This window comes from Lysinibacillus sp. NPDC093692 (assembly GCF_050280125.1).
Lineage (GTDB): Bacteria > Bacillota > Bacilli > Bacillales_A > Planococcaceae > Lysinibacillus.
In genome coordinates this window covers 21,462-41,655 of sequence record NZ_JBNNUW010000018.1, presented here as the reverse complement: position 1 = coordinate 41,655, position 20,194 = coordinate 21,462, and the positions used below count along the sequence as shown (strand labels likewise).

At 34.6% G+C, this 20,194-nt stretch carries 17 protein-coding genes and 1 other RNA gene; 6 read left to right on the top strand and 12 right to left on the bottom strand.

The window, feature by feature from the left end; genetic code table 11:
- Positions 1 to 23: 23 nt before the first annotated feature.
- Together ACQKN4_RS17780 and ACQKN4_RS17775 are read right to left on the bottom strand one after the other, a co-directional pair.
- Positions 24 to 2,729, bottom strand: coding sequence for a DEAD/DEAH box helicase family protein (locus tag ACQKN4_RS17780; RefSeq protein ID WP_427484368.1), 2,706 nt, complete (start codon positions 2,727 to 2,729; stop codon positions 24 to 26).
- Positions 2,730 to 2,740: 11 nt separating this feature from the next.
- A complete protein-coding gene (locus tag ACQKN4_RS17775) occupies positions 2,741 to 4,507 on the bottom strand; it encodes a site-specific DNA-methyltransferase (RefSeq protein ID WP_427484367.1) in 1,767 nt (588 codons plus the stop codon).
- A 457-nt stretch (positions 4,508 to 4,964) separates the two neighbouring features.
- On the opposite strand from ACQKN4_RS17775, the gene ACQKN4_RS17770 reads away from it, so the two are divergent.
- Positions 4,965 to 6,392, top strand: coding sequence for an SEFIR domain-containing protein (locus ACQKN4_RS17770; RefSeq protein WP_427484366.1), 1,428 nt, complete (start codon positions 4,965 to 4,967; stop codon positions 6,390 to 6,392).
- 162 nt (positions 6,393 to 6,554) lie between these two features.
- Here the strand turns inward: ACQKN4_RS17770 and ACQKN4_RS17765 are convergent, their stop codons facing one another.
- The 5 genes from ACQKN4_RS17765 to ACQKN4_RS17745 form a co-directional block, all read right to left on the bottom strand.
- Positions 6,555 to 7,127 (bottom strand): recombinase family protein, encoded by a 573-nt coding sequence (locus ACQKN4_RS17765; protein WP_427484365.1) that lies wholly within the window; start codon positions 7,125 to 7,127, stop codon positions 6,555 to 6,557.
- Positions 7,128 to 7,282: 155 nt separating this feature from the next.
- Positions 7,283 to 7,411 carry a hypothetical protein gene (locus tag ACQKN4_RS17760; RefSeq protein ID WP_427484364.1) on the bottom strand — a complete coding sequence of 43 codons (129 nt, stop codon included), beginning with the start codon at positions 7,409 to 7,411 and terminating at the stop codon, positions 7,283 to 7,285.
- A 197-nt stretch (positions 7,412 to 7,608) separates the two neighbouring features.
- Positions 7,609 to 8,193, bottom strand: a complete 585-nt coding sequence (locus ACQKN4_RS17755) for a hypothetical protein (protein WP_427484363.1) — start codon at positions 8,191 to 8,193, stop codon at positions 7,609 to 7,611.
- A gap of 72 nt (positions 8,194 to 8,265) precedes the next feature.
- Positions 8,266 to 9,282 carry a hypothetical protein gene (locus tag ACQKN4_RS17750; protein WP_427484362.1) on the bottom strand — a complete coding sequence of 339 codons (1,017 nt, stop codon included), beginning with the start codon at positions 9,280 to 9,282 and terminating at the stop codon, positions 8,266 to 8,268.
- Positions 9,283 to 9,556: 274 nt separating this feature from the next.
- Positions 9,557 to 10,075: a hypothetical protein gene (locus tag ACQKN4_RS17745; RefSeq protein WP_427484361.1), complete on the bottom strand. Its 519-nt coding sequence runs from the start codon at positions 10,073 to 10,075 to the stop codon at positions 9,557 to 9,559.
- A gap of 1,252 nt (positions 10,076 to 11,327) precedes the next feature.
- Here ACQKN4_RS17745 and ACQKN4_RS17740 point away from each other — a divergent pair.
- The 5 genes from ACQKN4_RS17740 to ACQKN4_RS17720 all read left to right on the top strand — a co-directional run bounded on the left by ACQKN4_RS17740 (position 11,328) and on the right by ACQKN4_RS17720 (position 14,429).
- Entirely contained in the window at positions 11,328 to 12,281 is a 954-nt protein-coding gene (locus ACQKN4_RS17740; protein ID WP_427484360.1) for a phage/plasmid replication domain-containing protein, read from the top strand.
- Between the two features lie 129 nt (positions 12,282 to 12,410).
- Positions 12,411 to 12,632, top strand: coding sequence for a helix-turn-helix domain-containing protein (locus tag ACQKN4_RS17735; RefSeq protein ID WP_427484359.1), 222 nt, complete (start codon positions 12,411 to 12,413; stop codon positions 12,630 to 12,632).
- A 219-nt stretch (positions 12,633 to 12,851) separates the two neighbouring features.
- Complete coding sequence (locus tag ACQKN4_RS17730; RefSeq protein ID WP_427484358.1) at positions 12,852 to 13,121, top strand: DNA-binding protein; 270 nt, start codon at positions 12,852 to 12,854, stop codon at positions 13,119 to 13,121.
- 147 nt (positions 13,122 to 13,268) lie between these two features.
- Positions 13,269 to 13,547, top strand: a complete 279-nt coding sequence (locus ACQKN4_RS17725; RefSeq protein WP_427484357.1) for an Arm DNA-binding domain-containing protein — start codon at positions 13,269 to 13,271, stop codon at positions 13,545 to 13,547.
- A 12-nt stretch (positions 13,548 to 13,559) separates the two neighbouring features.
- A complete protein-coding gene (locus ACQKN4_RS17720; protein ID WP_427484402.1) occupies positions 13,560 to 14,429 on the top strand; it encodes a tyrosine-type recombinase/integrase in 870 nt (289 codons plus the stop codon).
- A 133-nt stretch (positions 14,430 to 14,562) separates the two neighbouring features.
- Here ACQKN4_RS17720 and ssrA read toward each other — a convergent pair.
- The 5 genes from ssrA to ACQKN4_RS17695 all read right to left on the bottom strand — a co-directional run bounded on the left by ssrA (position 14,563) and on the right by ACQKN4_RS17695 (position 19,900).
- Positions 14,563 to 14,918: a transfer-messenger RNA gene (ssrA, locus tag ACQKN4_RS17715) on the bottom strand.
- Positions 14,919 to 15,104: 186 nt separating this feature from the next.
- The gene (locus ACQKN4_RS17710) at positions 15,105 to 15,833 is read right to left on the bottom strand and encodes a hypothetical protein (protein ID WP_427484356.1); all 729 of its coding nucleotides are present in this window, start codon (positions 15,831 to 15,833) and stop codon (positions 15,105 to 15,107) included.
- Between the two features lie 164 nt (positions 15,834 to 15,997).
- Positions 15,998 to 16,462, bottom strand: coding sequence for an SsrA-binding protein SmpB (gene smpB / locus ACQKN4_RS17705; RefSeq protein WP_079561397.1), 465 nt, complete (start codon positions 16,460 to 16,462; stop codon positions 15,998 to 16,000).
- A 115-nt stretch (positions 16,463 to 16,577) separates the two neighbouring features.
- A complete protein-coding gene (gene rnr / locus ACQKN4_RS17700) occupies positions 16,578 to 19,118 on the bottom strand; it encodes a ribonuclease R (RefSeq protein WP_079561396.1) in 2,541 nt (846 codons plus the stop codon).
- A gap of 35 nt (positions 19,119 to 19,153) precedes the next feature.
- Complete coding sequence (locus tag ACQKN4_RS17695; protein WP_427484355.1) at positions 19,154 to 19,900, bottom strand: alpha/beta hydrolase; 747 nt, start codon at positions 19,898 to 19,900, stop codon at positions 19,154 to 19,156.
- Between the last annotated feature and the right edge of the window lie 294 nt (positions 19,901 to 20,194).

Below are 20,194 nucleotides of genomic sequence, written 5' to 3'. Positions count from 1 at the left end.
TTTTTTTAAATTAAAATCGACTCTTACAGTGCCTTCATAACTTCTACGAAATTATCTAATGTATATGCCCCATCTAAACCTAATTCTTTATCTTTAAATACCATGAAATATCGGTATGAGGTTCCAGACTCTGCCGCCCATTTCCTTCCTAATTTAAGCTTTGTTTTACTGTCATCACCATCTAGATAATCACCTTTGGCTTCAACAAGAATAATTTTACCTGACTTGGTTCTGACTATAAAATCCGGATAATGATTAATACACCCATTAATTCGGATGCCTTTTCTTTCAATTATTCTATGCCACCAAGTTATATTGTCTATACCCACGATTATATCAATAAGTTTTCTTTCAAAATTATTTAAATCATTTTTTTCCGCCTCGTATAAAGAGTTTGGAATAGAATCTATAATCACTGCAGGTGTAATAATGGTTGGAAATTTATATGACTCTCTACAAACTATTTTTCCACTATCTAACCATCTATAAAACTGACTTTCTCGATATTTACTTTCCAAAACCTCAATTTTTTGAAGTATTTTACGTGCATATACAGGAATTGCAGTTTCCATCGCTGCTAACTCATCATCTTTCATATTAGATATGATTCGGCGGACGTAATCACTAATTTCTGAAGTAGCATATCGATTGTTTTTATTTATTTGTTTGCTAATCATATCAGTACATTGTTTAATCTTCATTTCCGCGGGCAATTTGGCAAGATGTTCTCTAAAAAATTCGCTCTCACTTCTTGAAGCACGTTTATATTTCGGAACTGCTTCTCCTTGTTCTTGTACATCTATTTGATACATTTCCCCGATTGCTAGTTCAAAACTAATATTTGCATCTTGACCGCTTAATGTAAAACCATCAGATAAGTTTTCCGGTTCTAATAGGCTATATTCCTCACCGAACAAATCCGCTTCAGTTCGAAGGAAGAACTGTGGCACCTTAATTTTATTTACATCTTCTGAAAATTGTGATTGAATTGTAAACTGGTTTAACATTCTCCCAAGTTCCCCTCCAGTAAATTCAGAATTATTGTTTTCTATTATCTCAGAGTTATAACCTACTGATTGGATTGTGGCATCTCGTATCATTTCTGAAAGTGTACTATCACGATTATCAGCATTACCTTGTACAGTAACATATACTTCACTAGAGTCGATATCATCAAAGTTATCATTACTCTCTTCTTCATTATTTACTGTTTCTTCACTTACTTCTATTTCTTTATTATCGATTACTTCCTTATGTACTTCTATTGCTTCATTACCTATTACTTCCTCCTTTATTTCATGTACATCTTCATCTAATTCAATTTGCGATGTACTAGAAGTAGTTTCCGCTTCAGATAATTCTCCAACTCGAAAATCCTTTCTACTAAAACCAGCATTATTTAAACCCACTACAATATTTTCTAAAGTTTTGTGAAAATCATTTGAACAAGTAAGTACATAAGAAGTATTTAGCAATGGTGAATTATGTTTAGTTACATAAGGTAGACGTAGTATACGACCTAATATCTGTTCTACATCAACAGCTGAAGTTTTATTAGCTAGTGAAGCCAAAATATATGCAAACGGACAATCCCATCCCTCTTTTAATGCGTTTACCGTGATTATATATCGAATAGGACAGTCCTTGCGCATTAAGTCTATATCACCTATTTCATCTATTGTAGATGTCTTAATAGCAATCTGCTCCTCAGGAATTCCCATTTCTATTAGTAAGGATTTAATTTTATCGAAGGTCTCACTATCCTCACTTATTTTTGGTTGCGCTTGAAATAATACGATAGGTCGTATATATTTCCCACTCTCTTTTTCTTCTTCAATTGCTTGTTGTTCAATACTTCCACGAAGTTGAATTGCATCTTGAATTACACTTTGACGAGATGTACGGTTATATACTACGACTGGTAATTTAACCATATTTTCTTGCTTAAGTTCTCGAGCATCCACATAAGAAATAATGTTACTACTCCTTCTTGGGGTAGCAGTTAAATCTAAAATTAACGACGGATTCAGATTACCCAACATTTCTATACTTAAATTGGACCCAGCATTGTGACTTTCGTCAACAATCGTTACCGGAGAAAGATGTCTAATCACTTGAATCAATGCGGTATCAGGCGTATCAGCTAGTAAAACCTCATTATCTATAAAGTACTCTGCAAATCGTAATAGGTTTCCATTTTCTTGATAAACCTTACGAACATCTTTTTTGGTACTATTTATTCGTAAAGAACCATAACTTAAAACGCATATTGTTAACATCTCACGCACTGTATCTGGAGAAAAATTTTCTCCATTAAGCAACATCTCTTTCGTATATACACCGACACGTCCAGCAAAGTCTGCATCTAGTCTTTTACGATATGGATGATTAACATCCGACAATGTTTGAATTGTTTGAACCAAAATAGCATCAGACGGAACTAGCCATACAACAAAATGAGACTTATCAGATGGCATTCTATCAAATATACGTTTTATTGAAGCACAAGCCAAAAAAGTTTTACCACCACCAGTGGGAACTTTCATACAAATATGTGGGACTCCAGAAATGTCGTTGTTATATACTGGAACTCCACCAAAACCAACATTAACATCTTGTGCCTGCCAATAATCAGACCAAGCAGTTATAATATTACTGCTATCATTAACACAATTTAGGTAAGAATAAAGATTATTTATAACTTTTTTCTGATAATTCTTTAGTTCCATTTGTCATCCTCCTATAATCTTGAAATATCTCGAGGTATTTTCTTAAACGTTATGTTATATTTATCTAATTCCACATCACTTAATGTACATAAATCCGCATAAATAACATAGCTATCGGCTTTAGTTTTTACTAAGTGAAGTAACTCTCGATTCAATGTAATTGTATGCACTTTTTCGTAGCATAAGTAGTAAGCTGTATTAATATGCGTACCTAAGTAATATGGTTCATCTATTTTAAGAGAGTTCAACTTACATTTTGTTTCAGTAAAATATACATATTCACGAATTTTTTCTAATTCAACTTTATTATTAAGGTTTTCTCCCTCAAGTAAAGGCTCCCCCAATTCGTAGTAACTGAATCCGCCACCAGTTCCTTCTATAGAGTCTTCTTCCGTCCCATATCCAGTAATAACGCGTTTCACACGTTCAGCCGTAATACTACTTGCATAATCCATCATTTCTATTAGAATGAATTTTCTGTTACCTTCATTAATTTTATTCATACTTAATACTGCATGTGCTGTTGTACCAGACCCAGCGAAGGAATCCAGAATTATATCCCCATCCGAAGTTACAGCCTGGATAACACTAGAAATTAAATCGAGAGGTTTAGGATAGTCAAAAACTTTAGCTACTTCCGGAAAGATTGTTTCCAGCATTTTTGTTCCATTTACTGTATAAAACGATTTTTCACTCCAAATCGTTGGTATTTGCCCCCCTACAGTTTGATTATTTCCAAAACGTAAAGTTGGCGCATTGTCTTCATGTCCTATTACCTGTAATTCTCCTGAATTAATTTTCTTAATAACTCCACTAGGTAAATATTGGACACTGTATTTATTAGGGCTGTTAGCTGATTTATTTAAACTTATCTTGATATAACCTTTTTCCCAATCGCTTTTCAGTCTCTGTGGTATTTGACGCCAAACACAATGCTTCCCTTTTGTAGTAATAGGATATACAGCCACAGTACCTTCAGGTGCAACCGAATAATCATACGGAAAATCGGCTTTATCTCCTAAATACGAACCATCTTCTATTTGTTCTTGAAGAGATTTACCTGTACCTACAAACAAGCCTGTTTCAGTATCAACGAAAATTGGATATGTTTGGTTAGGACGTTGTGTCTTATCAAATGTGCTCAGTGTTAAGCCTTCAAATGGTGAACGTCTCTTTCCACCCCAAAAATCTATAGAATTCGCTTTAAAATCTTTTGGCACCACAAAAATCAAATACTCATGAACATAGTTAAACCCTCCTGATGGTTTTCCACCAGATGTCTGTACAGTTACAGTAACTATTTGTCGAGTTGCAAAAATTTCTTTACATATTCCAATTAAATTGTGTAACTCATGATAACTAATACTTAGTATTAGGCAGCCATCTTCAGTAAGTAAACGTTGTAATAATTTAAGACGCGGATACATCATAGATAGCCATTTGTCATGACGTGATAAATCTTCACCATCTTTTCCAACTACCTCACCAAGCCATTTTTTGATTCGAGGGTCATTTACATTATCATTATATATCCAGCCTTCATTACCTGTATTGTACGGTGGGTCAATATAAATGCATTTAATACGACCTTCATATTGGGGTAACAGCGATTTCAACGCAGCAAGATTGTCTCCATTAATAATCATATTCTCACTATTATTATCTTCAGTGTGTTGCCCGTTTTCATCATAACTATATTTGTGTTCTAACACACGATATGGCACATCCAAATGATGATTTACCACTTTTTCTTTTCCAATCCACTCTAGTGTAGGCATAATTTATTTCTCCACCTTATTCCATTAATATATTCCATAATATACCCAACACACATCTAAGAGTCCTATAAAATCCCAATAATTAGAAATACAAGAACTTTATCATAGCACAATTTCTCAGATATTTTTGGGGTATTCTTTAGATTTGTACAAAAATACGATTTCTCAATAAAACAGTAAGCATAATATATAATTTTAATCTTGCATTTCATTAAAATATCCAACTTAATTTTAACTTATTTCCTCTGTACTGTTACATCAAATAAACAATTTCAACGAAAAGTATCCTCATTCATTATATAGAGTTTTTGAGTAGTAGCCACCCTTAAAATATTACCCATGGTACCTTTGTTTTAAATGGTGAAATAGAGTATTTCAATTTTGGATAATTCTGTTTATATTGTATAATAGTATAAAGAAGAAAGAATTTTAGTTAAATTAATTGGAGGTATGTATCTTGAGCACAAATGAATTAGTTGCTCCAAAGACTTTTATATCGTACAGTTGGACAACACCTGAACATGAGGAATGGGTACTTGAATTAGCCACTCGATTGATTTCAGATGGTGTACAAGTAATTTTAGATAAATGGGACCTTAGGGAAGGGCATGATATACATAGATTTATGGAAACTATGGTTCATGATGATGATGCAATTGATAAAGTATTAATAATATGTGATAGAGGTTATAAAGAAAAGGCAGATAATCGTCAAGGTGGCGTTGGTGTCGAGTCACAGATAATTACACCAAATATTTATACTGATGTACAACAAGAAAAATTCATTCCCATTATTGCTGAAAGAGATATAAGTGGTGCACATTTTATTCCTAATTACATTGCCTCTAGATTATATATCGATTTATCTTCAACAGAAGCATTTGAAGATAATTATGAAAGATTATTACGAAGCATTTACAATAAACCTATGTATAGGAAACCAACTTTAGGGAAAACACCAAGCTTTCTATTAGAGGAGCATGCACCTAGATACTTGACTACCCCTATCTTAAATAAAATGCGAGTAGCCAGCGAGAAATTCCCTCACAAAATGCAGTTTTTATGGGGAGAATTTAAGGAAAGCCTCTTTGATACACTAGATACTTTTCAATTAAATATTGATAATCCAGAAGGATTAGATAATTTAATAGTCGAAAAAATCCAGTTAATGATTCCTTTAAGGAATGATTTTGTAGATGCAATTGAACTATTAGTCATGACAAACTCTATCGATAGTGATACTATCATTGAATTCTTTGAGGAAATTTTCAAATTCAGTGAGTTCCGAGGAAATGGAAGATTCTATGAGTCCCAACATGACCATTTCAAATTTTTTATAATGGAATCCTTTTTATATGTTATGACGATTTTATTCAAAACAAAAAAATATCACATTATTTCTGAAATTATTAATTCAGATTTCCATTTAGAATTTCGTACCTCTAGCCAAAGGTCTGCAAGCTTCGTTCATTTCAGATTCTATTTGGAATCATTAGAAAGAGTTGGAGCAAAAGCAAAACGATTAAGCTTACATGCCGACTTAATCAATAACTTCAAACATAAAAAGTATGGTAACGAGCTTTTCGAAACTGATTTAATTCTTTATTATGTTTCTAAAATTAATTCTAAATTTGATAACTACTACTCTTGGTTCCCAATCTCTTATTTCTATTTATCAATAGATAAGCCAATTCGCTTCTTAACAAAGCTTAAATCAAAAAGTCATTTTAACGAAGTAAAATCTATTTTTGGTGTAGATGATGAGGCTGACTTAGCTGATAAAATTACTAATTTCAAATTAGATAGAGGTTATAGTGAGTCATGGCATGGTATTCCTCATCCATCCACAAAAATTGATACAAATACTCTCTGCACATTGGTTTGACTACAAGTTATTTGATTTCCTTAAGCGTTTCTCTATATAAAATGAGAAACGCTATTTTTTTGAATATAAAATATAAAATACAATATTTGATTTTATTTTAAACATAATTTTTAACAAATTGAAATTTGCCCCTTCAATATTTATGAATAGTAAAAACTATTTTCACACCTGCGCTTCATTAATAATTTTATAAACTGTTGCTCTCCCTATTCCGTATTCTTTTGCAATATCTGTAGCACTTTCTCCTGCTACAAACAACGCTCTTACATGCTTTTTTACCTTATCATCAATTGCAGGTCTGCCTCCAACTCTACCGCGCTTACGAGCAGCTTCTAAACCTGCCTTTGTTCTTTGTTGGATAATATCACGCTCAAACTCAGCAAATACAGCTAGCATTCCAAACATAGCTTTTCCAGTAGGTGTTGAAGTATCAAATGAATCATATACCGATACAAAATCTACTTCCTTTTCTTTTAGTCGGTCTGTTAGCTCATACAATTCTTTTGTACTTCGTGCTAAACGGTCTAGCTTATATACAACGAACAAGTCACCTTTTGTTGCTGCTTTCATTGCATTGATTAATTCCGTTCGCTCATTCTTACGGCTCGACACTTTCTCTACATATAAAACAAGCTCTAATTCTTTTTGGTCTGCATAATTTTGAATTGCTCGTTCCTGCATATCTAAATTCTGTTCTTCAGTACTTACACGACAATAACCAATAATTCTACTCAAAATTAAACCCCCATTTCTATAAACTTATATGTTTTATATACTTTTAATAATAGACGAGTTTATAGACAAATTCCACAAAAAAATAGAGCATAAACGTTAATTTATGCTCTATCTTTAATTTATCTACTAAACGAAGGTTTTATGTACTATATTAATTAAATTGGACTATTCCAAAACTCATCAGATTCTAATACAGATTTAACTAATGCATTTTCCCAATTATTACATCCTACTTGTTGCTCAAGTACGTCTAAAAGGAGCACTACTGAACCTAATAAGTCCAACAATGCTCCTTTATTTGTATTATTATTAAAGTAAAATCTTGAGATGGAGTCGATTTAGGATATTGTCTACGAATAATATTATAAAACTCATCGTTACTATCCTCCTTGATATAATCTTTAGCAGTTTGAAATGCTTTCTATATCATAGAATCTAACTCAAGATTATTTAATAATCGCTCTAATAATAAATAAAGATTTCATTTTTTAGGCAACGGAAACTGCTGCATAAAATGCAACAAAGCAGCAGAAGTTAAATCAATCGACGTTACATAGCCCCAATCCTTAACGTATTGAGTCCAATCATCGAGAACTTTCGAGCGAAGCTTGAAACTCGTCGCTTTAGCATCTTGACCAATCACTTGTTGTAACAACGGCTCAAAAGATTTATGCTCATCCTCTTGCAATTGTTTATAATCTACCAACATGAGTTTTAATAAATCCCAATCTACATCATTCGGCATTGTATTTGTGTCATTAATTGGTTCTGTTGTTGTAGTTGTCAATTCATCTTCCAAATTAGATTCTATTGTTTTTTGTTTTCTACTTCCGATTATTAGATTACTGTGAAAAATTTTGTCTTCTGGAACAAACTGCTTTATTTTTACATCGTACAAATAACCCTGTTCTTTTAAAATACTTTGCACGAACTGATGAGAAACATTATACTCACCATTTTTAAAATCCTTTGTAGTTTTACCTTCAGCTTTCAACTCAAGCATTCTAGCATTAGCAACCTCGATTTGTGACTGTAAATCCAATGCTCGATACTCTTTAATATTCAAATATAAACCCTCCCTTTTAAATTCATATTCTCCCATCGAATTTCTTCTATAGTTGTTAATAGGAAAGATATTTTACAATTCAAATAAATAGCTAAACAATTTAGTTATTTGAGTTTCTTTCAAAATAACTTTTTCATATTGTTTTCCTTCTAAATTCAATTCACCTAACTCTTCTCCATATAATTCACTTTGTTCAATTGGTGATGCAAAGAGACAGTATTCGAAGATTACTTTTCCCTTATCTCTTTGCCGATGGTTAATTAAAGCAAAAATTGGACCCTGCATATCGTTGAGTGCAAATACACTTACCTCTAACATAGGTATCATACCGAAATATACTTCACAGCTCTCTTTTACATTAGAAGTATTCGTTACGGTATAAACTACTGGATTATTATATTCAAGCTTTTGTTTACTAACTTTTATCTTTTTGGAATCTGGTAAAATTTCTTTTTCCCATTTATTTAATATTTCATAAACCGTTTCAAATGTATCTCCATAAAAACAAAACCAATACTGGTACGACAACGACTTACCTAATTTAATAATGTTATTTATACTTGTAATCATCGCCTCAACATAGCCCGAATCATATACATCATCTTCATATCCATCTAAATTCATTAATATTTCATTAATATAAATAAATGCTTGGTTAATGGAATCTAGTATTTTAACTACAGATATTACATCTGCACGTCTATTGTTAACCAAATATATCTTTCCTTGATAGAAATTATTAAGCACTATAAAAGTATAACGACTAATTTTGAAAAGATGTTGAACACGTTTCAGTGATTCTGTATAATCAATTTTTCGACTGTTTTGATACAAAATATGATGTGAAATACTTCCATCTAATTTTACATTTTTTAATACATCAGTATCAGATAAGTCTTTTAAAGTGAGTAACGTATTATAATTAGTCAATATATGTTTGTTAAACGCTTCTATAGCGTCGTATAAACAATTTACAGTTACTTGTAGATATTTTTCATTTATTAGTTCTAAGTCCTCCGTTTCAATTATTTTTTTATAATAAGAAAGACTTTCTTCAGTCATTTCTATTCCAATCTCAAAGTAATTCATCTAAACATCTTCTTTCGCTAACTTTTTTCACTTTAATACCTTTCAAGCCGCTAAACCTATTTGTTTGAATAATCAGATATCTATTCTCGTAAAATATTACCCTTACATACCCTTGCCCATAATGCCTATGCTCTCATTTAACATTTTCAACGAAAGGCTTGGAAAATCCAAACTTTTGAAACGAAGATGTATAAAACCACACTCCTTTTTGAAGGATATTGCAAATTTGAGCGAACTTTTCAAAGTATCACCAATTAATTCTGTCATTGTATCGTTAATTATCCTTTGATTTAATAGAGTTTTTAATAATCTTTGAGAATAGTTGTGTAAACCTTATACTAATTCTTACTACTTCTTTAACCCCTCTATCTAAGTAATATTTAGCCTCTGCTTCAGTATAATACCCATTAACAAACATTAGTTCCGTTCGAACAAAATCCATTATATTACTACATCGTAGTATCTTTTTATCTACAAAAAAGTAGCCTCCTTCTCTATGCAGATATTTAACCTTATCAACAATCTCACTCGTCGTAAGATTAATATCGTATTCTTGCAACTTAACTTGTAAATCTAAATCATCAAAACTGACTAATACTTCTTCGTTGTTATTTTCAAACCCAAAGATATTGTTTTGTATAATAGCGTACAAAAACATTGTATCCACATGTGATATTTGAAATGGCGGTTTCATAGGTTTAAAAACTGCACAAACCTGTTCCCATGTATCTTGCTGCTTTTTTTCAATGTCATTGATAGATGATTTTAAGTCTTCCAGCGAAATATTATTCATAATAGTTCCTCCTCAAAATGAAATATATATTGCTAGCGATTTAGTATCAATTGGTCTAAAGATATACAGTTTTAACTTTAAACAGAGATTTAGTCGTGGAAGATTTGAGTATGTAAATTATATGCAACAAATATTACAACTGTTTAGTATCTCGATTATATTCTTCGTTAGGAACTTTACAAGAACAAGAATAATATCTAACTTCATTTGTTGAATATATTAAACGCATTAACTTAGGTAATAAGTAACGATTCAGAAAATAATTTTCAATACAATATTTTCATTGTTTTAAACCTCATGAAAGATATCGGTAATTGTATGGTTCCAAACATTTTAGAAAAATATATTTGATTTGGAGTACCTCTAACATGTATTAAAAACTTATATATAAGTTAATTAGGATATATTTAGGATATATATATAACTTATATATAACTTATATAGGTTCTTTATATCATTTGATAATTTCAGGATTACATTATTCAACCTTAAACCACCAATATACTTAAATTTCACTTTCAACAAATTTTCTAGAAACCCATTAATAGCAACGTTTCTGAATGCTAATATACCCCTCTTTGTAACATAACAGTCTAAGAAAAAGATAATTTTAAATAAAAAAACACTGAGAGTCAAAACGACTCCCAATGTTAACCAATATAATATTTTAATAATGTTGTTTTTTCCTAATTACAGCATTCGCATAAATCATAGTACAATTCTAAGCCATCACCTAATATAGCATAACTTACATTTCTATCTTCATTGGTCCTAGTAAGATTAATGCCGCTTCAGCTACTAAGCTATATTCCCAATAATCAACCCATTGTATTAATTCCACTTTACAAGTGTTAGGCGACTTATATCACAGTATTCTTCAACCCCAAATTGAAATGTAAAATAGCCCTCATCACCCTCTAAAAAATTCATCCAATCTTCCAATACCGTAAATCAAAACAAACACCAGAGACAAGAGCGTTACTGAAATTAAAGTTCAACAACGCTCTTTAATTTATTTAACCTTTAACTCCTAGTTTTGGTGTTCGACATATAAACCGGAATTATTCTTCAACCAGTTGTATATGATTCTCAAAGATAATTCTTCAAAACTAATACTGCATGGATTCGTTTGATAGCAATGCTTTTTATAGAAAATAAATATTGGTCTAAATCTTTTAAAGTTTTTCTTTCAAACCATTGACATGACTAAAGAATATGGAGATTACACACTACAAATAGTGGAGGAATAATAATGATACACACAGCACAATTACTTATCACATTATCTGATTATCACGTCGCACAAAAAACACACTTACATGGCAAATTAACATTTAACAAAATTATGTTACAAAATAATATCTTTGGCATAAAAGCCAGACAGTACTGTGCGAAAGACGACAGAATACCCAGATGTAGTATTTTTATCGATGCCACAGTCATCTTGCAAACTGGGTTAATTGTCGAAAATGATTATTATCGTATCAAAGCAGCAATAAAACGCTCTCTTGCTATTGTATATGGAGATGAGGATTTATATGATAATCACAATTTGGTTCGCATAGATTACCGTTATGATGTTACAGTACCGAACCCTTTGGATAGAACGTTATATTTATATCTGTATCACAAGACAAGAGGAAAATATAGTCGTTTGAAAAGAACTGGGAGAGATACATACAAAACATCAATCTATCATTCTTGTAAAAGTATCGAAACAGTTTTATATAGTAAAAATGAAGAATGTGAAGCTAAAAATAGAGAACCGGAGTGCTGGGAAAAAGATGTCCTCCGCTTCGAAACGCGTATAAAGAATTCCCATATATATTATCAAATCAAAAAAAATTCAGAGAAAAAATGTCTTTACAACTTTTTTAAACAAGCCAAATTTGAATACTATATGCGGGAATATTTACTTAAAATTTTTCCAACTGGAGATTTTTACAGTTTTAATCTTGCAGAAAAACTAGTTAACAAAACTGATATTTCGAAAGTGCTTAAAGACAGTCTAAAAGATTTTATGAGAACTGTCTCTCATGGAACACTAGACACTCCCAAAAATACAATCTACACAAAAAGTATGTCCGAAGCTACTTGGGTTAAACGAATCAAGTTATTCAATGAAAAAAATATTAATCCCATTACAATTCCGATGAGCAAAAAAACTTCCTATCTACCTAATTTGTTGAATGACTTATTTAAATGATAAATGAAGGAAATTGTTTAGAAGCAAACATATAAAAATCTATTATATATTTTACGAACCCGCATACAATACAAAGTTCTAACTTAAACTTGGAGCTTTACAAAAGTAATTTGAAAGGCGGGACTCTTAATGAAGAAAATTGGGGAACTATTTTTAGAATTGCGAACAACAAGAAATTGGACTTTAAAAGAAATGGAAAACGCTAGTGGTGTTCGTGCCACATATTATCATTACGTTGAGGTGACTAACAAAATGCCAAGTATTGAGATTGTAAAAAGATTATCAATAGCATACGACGTTAGTCCACTGATATTTTTTGATACAGTTCAATTTGAAGGAGTAAAAAAATAAACCAATTAAGACCTTTTATCATAACGATAAGGGTCTTTTTTATATTTTAATACTTATTAGCAGGAAAAAAATACTTATCAAAAACTTCAAAACCTTTAATGATACGGGCTTGTGAAGGTGTACGACATGTTTTTCATTTTTAACATCAAAATTTATTGTACACTGATGTCAATTACTCACAACTAACTCGGAAACTAACATTTAAAGGAGCGGATTACATTGCCATTAACACTAGACCTACCTACTGAATTCGATAATGATTTACAAACTTTAATTAATTCCACATTAAAACAGATTGTTCAAGACATCCAAATTCAAAATACACAAAAAGAGTGGATGAGCTTAAAGGAAGGAGCAAATTATGCAGGTGTTTCTTATAACACTTTTATGAAATTCCGAATAAAAGGGTTAAAAATAAGTGAAATTGACGGCGTAAAGCGTGTATCAAAAACCGAAATTGATAATTTCCTCAATAACAATAGTTATTAATATCAAGCAAAATATCATCAGAAAGCGACGAGGTTCAAAAGTAGATTATCAATAACTGCATGTTGTAAGATACAGTTAATGCTATTTTAACTAGCAGACAATCTCCTATCTCTTGCCTCCGTAAAGCCAGAAAATGGAGAGATGAAAATGACAAAATCTAAAACAATCAAAGAGTACACATTAACAAATGGAGATACACGTTACATGTTCAAATTATATGCCGGCGTTAACCAGTTAACAGGAAAAGAACTTCATACAACACGTCGTGGATTTAAAACACAAAGAGAAGCAAAGGTTGCTCTTGCTGCTTTAAAGGCGGAAATCAATAATGGTACCTATAGAAAAAAAGCTGTCGAAACATATCAAGACTTATATGATATGTGGATTGGTCCGTATGGAGGTTCTGTACAAGATAGCACTTTTTAAAAAACTGTACGAATTTTCAAAAACCACATCTTACCTCTGATGAGTAACTATCGAATTGATAAAATCGACATTTCGACTTGCCAAGAACTAGTTAATCAATGGTCAAAAAAATTAAAGGGATTTAAGATGGTCAAATCTTATGCTGCCAAGGTGCTAACCTTTGCAATTAAGCGCGGCTATATTCAAACAAACCCCTTTGATGCGGTTGAGATGCCTATTTCTAAAAAGAAAGATTTCTTAAAGAAAGAGAAGGAAAAATTCTATACTCGTGAACAGTTACTCGAATTACTCGAATGTTTCAAGGAAGAAGGAAATCTGAAACAATACGCCTTCTTCCATCTTCTGGCATACTCTGGTATGCGTAAAGGTGAGGCTTTTGCTCTTACTTGGAAAGATATAAATTTTAAAACTCGCGAGATTAATATTTATAAAGCAGTAGCTCGCGGTGAAGATGGACTTTATATTGGACCAGTTAAGAATGACTTGCCACGTATAATTACAATGGAAGCCAAAACAATTGAACTGTTACAGGAGTGGAGAAAACAACAATCTAAAGAAATTCTCCAACTAGGGGGTAATAAAATGACTCAAAAACATTTTGTATTCCCAACATATAAAAATAACGAGATACCAGAACCAAGTAAAACCCATAATTGGCTAAAGAAAGTATTAGATAATTACAATTTAGAGCCACTTACTGCACACGGTTTTCGTCATACACACTGCTCCCTACTATTTGAAGCAGGAGCATCGATTAAAGAAGTACAATATCGCTTAGGACATAAAGATGTACAAACTACCCTTGACGTATACACTCACGTAACAAAACAAACAAAATCTAGCACAGTAGATAAATTTACTAATTACCTCATAAACGGATAACATGGTCACTCATTTTGACCAAGAAAATGACCAAGGTTTATTTGAAATTCAATGAAATCGTATGACATAAGCAAAATAAAAAACCCTTGATATACAAGGGTTTTGACGTTCATTGAAACTCAATGAACTCGTATTATGGAGACGGCGGGAGTCGAACCCGCGTCCAGAAACTCCAATACTTCAGCTTCTACGCGTGTAGTTTGCCTATTTACGATTCACGTAGCATTATGCCGACAAACAGGCGTCCTGTACGCTAACCTGGAAATCTCTTGTCGGTGACTCAGGTGGCACCATCGACCGTATCCCACTAAAGTTGGGCCCTACGTTCTCTACATGGGCGATAGAGAGGCAGAGCGCTTAAGAGCTTACGCTGCGAAAGCTAAGTTTTGTTGTTTGCCAGTTATTATATAACTTCCGTTGATGACGGAGCCGAGACCTCCGACGCGCGACCAAAGCTTGAACCATCCCTGTCGAATCCGTAACGTCCCCTTGAATATGAATCGAAGCACGTAGCTTCGTTCAAGCAAAGGAGCTAGAATTTCTTCTAGTACGGTGGGAGCTAAAAGTACGCTTCCATGTAATCTGGCATTCAGTAATACTTATTATAAAGCAAATCTATCTATAGTTCAAGTGTCCCGCATAGTAGAAATAATTGGCTAGACCACAATGATTTTCTTATTTCATCATCTTAAATTTTAAGTCTCTTAATCGTAAAATGAGCTTTCCTAATTTAGATTCTGTAAGATAGCCGTAATAGACTTCTACCTCTTGTGCGCCAAAGCCGAGCTTGAACTCATTAATTTCGTCCTTGTTTGTTACTGCGCCGAAATCATAATGTGTGTATCCTTTGCTGCGGAACATCATAATATTTTCCCATAGTAAATAGCGATTGGCGAAGCGGATTTGTTGCTTTAGATCTGGTCTATCTTTGATCCAGACAGCCGTTCCTGTATATAAATTATAAACGATATCTTCGTCGGCAATGTACAGTCGATAGCATAGTGCTTCACCTTTGTCGTTTTGAAGCTTTGTATAGACGAGTGCGCCTTTTTCGCGCAGTAGCTTTAACGTTTGCATGTGAAATTTTCGAACGCGATTAGTGTTTTTTATTTTGGCGAAGGCGTTGTAAAATTGTTGGAATTCTACTAGCTCTTGATCAGATGGATTTTCTTTTTTGATGACTTCGTAAGGCTCTTTTTTGGCACGGCGAAGCATATAGCGATTCATTTTTGAGAGATTCGCTAATAGGATTTCTTCATCTTGTTGTAGCATGATTTGCATTGTCTTTTGGGTTTGGAGCGATTGTGCTGGTCGCTTTGTTTGGTGGTAGCAAACTAGCTTTTTTCTTTCGCTGGCATCGTTACGTTCCTCGGCAAAATATATGTGCTCTATGTTCATAAACATAAATTTCCGTCCTATTGTAAGAATGCGGATTCCCTCCTATTGTATGCGGTAGTTCTTTATTATATTTTTAACTGGATATCTTTTAGAACCTCTCTTAGAATTCTATCTGGCCAAATACAAAAAGCTCACTATGTAAATATAGTGAGCTCTCTAACAATCTATGATTATTGATTTTTAGATTTGAAGGCGCGTTCCATATCGCGTTTCGCTTCTTTTTTGCGCATGTCGTTACGTTTGTCGTAATCTTTTTTACCTTTGCCGACCCCGATTAATAGTTTGGCATAGCCATCTTTAATGTACATCTTTAACGGGACAATTGTGTAACCGTCACGTTTTACGGCACCGACTAGCTCGCCGATTTGCTTTTTATGAAGCAGTAATTTGCGGGCGCGCAGTGGGTCGTGGTTAAAGCGGTTGCCTTGTTCGAATGAGCTGACATGCATATTGTTGATCCAAGCTTCACCGCTACGGATTTGTACATAGGATTCTTTTAGTTGAACCCTTCCTGCACGGATGGATTTAATTTCTGTGCCTGTTAGCACCATGCCCGCTTCGATTGTTTCTTCAATGAAGTAATCGTGCCCGGCTTTTTTGTTTTGCGCTAATACTTTCCCAGTACCTTTTGCCATAATGTTCACCTCTACTTAAAGGTTGAGCAGGGTTAACCTGCTGTTATTGATAAAGTGAAAGCACCCGCTCCAAATTGCATTAAAGCGCTAATGGTGCCTTCACCTATACTTTTACTTATTTACGTTTTGTTTTTTTCTTTTTGTTTTTCTTGGCGACGCCCTCGTAGAACTTTTGCTTTTGCTTCACGCCTTTTTTAGGGCCTGGGCTTGAGTTTGAGCCATCTTTGCGGCGTCCTCGTGGATCACGGTCGTTTTCACGTCGCTCTCCTTGTCCGCCTCGGCCTTCTTCGTTACGACCACTGCGGCTACCACGTCCACCTCTTTCTTCTTCGTTGCGACCACCGCGGCTGCCACGTCCGCCTCTTTCTTCTTCGTTGCGACCACTGCGGCTGCCACGTCCGCCTCTTTCTTCTTCGCGACCACCTCTGCGGCTATTACGACCACCTTTGTTGTCGCTATAGTTTTTACGTGCGTGAATGACAGTAGGTGCTGCTTTTCGTGTTCGTCCAAACGACGTTACCATTCCGACGATTTCAAAGTCAACAGATGACTCCTCAATAATAACATTTGCTACACGGACTGTAACTTCATCACCAATACGGAATTGACGATTTGTACGCTCACCGATCATAATCATTTGACGGTCGTCAAAACGATAGTAGTCATCTGTCATATTGCTAATATGGACAAGTCCTTCAATCGTGTTAGGAAGCTCCACGAAAATCCCGAAGTTTGTAATCGACGAAACGATTCCTTCAAACTCTTCTCCAATTTTATCGGACATGTATTGTGCTTTTTTCAGTGCGTCTGTATCACGTTCTGCATCAACAGCACGACGTTCACGTTCTGACGTATGATCCGCAATTTCATCCATTGCCATACTCCACTGTGCCACTGTTTCTTTCGATGTATCTTTATTAATTAAATACGTTCGAATTAAACGATGGACAATTAAGTCCGGATAACGTCGAATCGGTGACGTAAAGTGTGTATAAAAATCAGTTGATAAACCAAAGTGGCCTAAGCTTTCAGGATAATATTTTGCCTGTTGCATCGAGCGTAGTAGCATCGTTGAAATAACAGGCTCCTCTGGCATACCTTCGATAGCTTTTAATACATCTTGTAAAGCTTTCGGATGAATTGTGTTTCCTGTACCTTTGATTAAAATACCGAAGTTCGTAACAAATTCAAAGAAGCGTTGTAGCTTTTCTGGCTTTGGATCTTCGTGAATACGGTAAAGGAACGGTATATTCATCCAATGGAAATGCTCCGCTACCGTTTCATTAGCTGCTAGCATGAAATCTTCAATTAATTTCTCTGCGACAGTACGTTCACGTAATTCAATATCTACTGGCCAGCCATCTTCGTCCACGATCACTTTTGATTCTTTAAAGTCAAAATCAATGGCACCACGCGTTTGACGTTTATTACGTAAAATGTTAGACAGCTCTGCCATATGTTTAAACATTGGCACTAGTGGCTCATAGCGGGCAATTAGCTCTGCGTCTTGCTCCTCTAAAATTTTATAAACGTCCTTATACGTCATACGCTCAGTTGTTTTAATGACACTTTGGAATATTTCATGTGATACTACATTACCATTTCCATCAATAATCATTTCACAAGATAGTACTAGACGGTCAACTTGTGGATTTAATGAACAGATTCCATTCGATAATCGGTGTGGAATCATTGGGATAACGCGGTCTGTTAAATATACACTTGTCGCACGATCATAAGCTTCAACATCTATTACAGAGCCTTGTGTTACATAATAACTAACATCTGCAATATGTACGCCAAGTTTATAAGTACCATCTACATTTTTCGTTACGGTTACAGCATCATCCAAGTCCTTCGCATCCGCTCCATCGATTGTCACAATCGTTTCGTGGCGTAAATCACGGCGACCTTCTAAATCTGCCTCTGTAATTTCATCTGGCACGCGTTGCGCAGCAGCAACTACTTCTTCTGGGAATTCAGGTGGAATGTCGTGCTTATATAAAATAGATAGAATATCCACACCTGGGTCATTTTTGTGGCCTAAAATTTTCGTAATATAGCCTGTTGCTGATTTTAAATCCTCTGGCCAAGTAGCTACCTCAACGACAACCTTGTGTCCGTCAACAGCCCCTAATGTATCGCCTTTAGCAATGAAAATGTCCATCGGTAGTTTTTTATCATCTAACACAACAAAGCCGAAGCCTCGATTTGCTTGGAACGTTCCAACAAAGCTCGTTTGCCCACGTTCCACTACCTTTGTTATAGTTCCTTCACGGCGATCACCGAATGATTCCTTTAACACACGGATTAACACCGTATCGCCATTAATCGCACCATTTATTTCATGTGGTGGAATGAAAACATCGTCCATTCCCTCAATATCAGGTGCCACAAAGCCAAAGCCTTTCGCATGTCCGATAAATTTACCTCGAAGTAAATTCATACGCTCTGGCAGGCCATAACGATTGGAGCGAGAACGTACAACTAAGCCCTGCCCCTCCATACGTACTAACGTTTTTACTAATTCTTTAAATTCGTCAGCATCCTCAAAGCCGAATAAATCCTCGATTTCGCCAACTGTTAATGGCTTATATTCTTCTCCACCGAAAAAATCGAGTAAACGACTTTGTAGTGTATCTTTTTGGTCTTTCATAATTTCCCTCCTTCATGAGAAAATCCTTATATGTTTTATTGTGCCCAATTTAAGCTTTCTAAAAAGCAATAAATATCTTCATGTAACTGATCTTTTTCTTGATCTAACGTAATAACATGTTTTGAGTTTTCATACCACTTGATCTGTTTTTCAAGTGACTCAGTTTGATTATATATAATGTTGGCAGATTCTGTCTCAATTACCTCATCGTTTGTCGCTTGCACGACAAAAATTGGTGCATAAATCATGTCAATTTCCTGACGTGTCTGAGCAATAAACTCTCGCAACTCTTGTAAAGATGGCATGCCCTTTTCAGCAATTAACGCAACCTCAGCTTCGATTTGCGCCTCATCTTTACCTTGGAACTTTTTGTAGTCCCTCGCATATTTCAGGACACCTTCAAACATGACATCCGTTGTACGCATCGTCATCGGAGCACACATAGTCACTAACCCTTTCACTGGGTTATTCAGCGCAACGTTCAAAGCCATGACACCACCCAATGACAAGCCAGCAACCGCAATTTCCTGATAGCCCGCTTCCTGTAACTGTTTGTACGCGGCTACGACATCCTGCCACCAATCAGCAGGACCTGTTGTAATAAGTTCCTCAGGTTCCACACCGTGACCTTTATAATGAGGTGCTAATGTAGTATACCCTTTTTTCTCTAAAAATCTACCAAGCATGCGCACATCCGCCGAGCTTCCCGTAAACCCATGCAATAATAAAACTGCTCGATGTCCTGCTTGAAAGAAAAAAGGCTGTGATAACGATTTTTTCATGTCGAGCTCTCCTTCATCCAAATACATACTTATTCTTATTATAGCCATACTGAAGCTTCCTCAAAAGTTTTGGGGTCTGTTTCTTCAAGTTGCTATATGGGAATCCTCGGCAAACGTGCGGTGGATTTCGTGATTCCCGAGGATTTTCTTTGCTTTCGCGGGTATTTGCCCTGCTTCCGCGGGTATTCGCTTCGCTTCCGCGGGTATTGCGTTGCTTCGAGGGTATTTACCCTGCTTCCTTGGGTATTTGCTTTGCTTTCGCGGGTATTCACCTTGCTTCCGCGGGTATTCGCC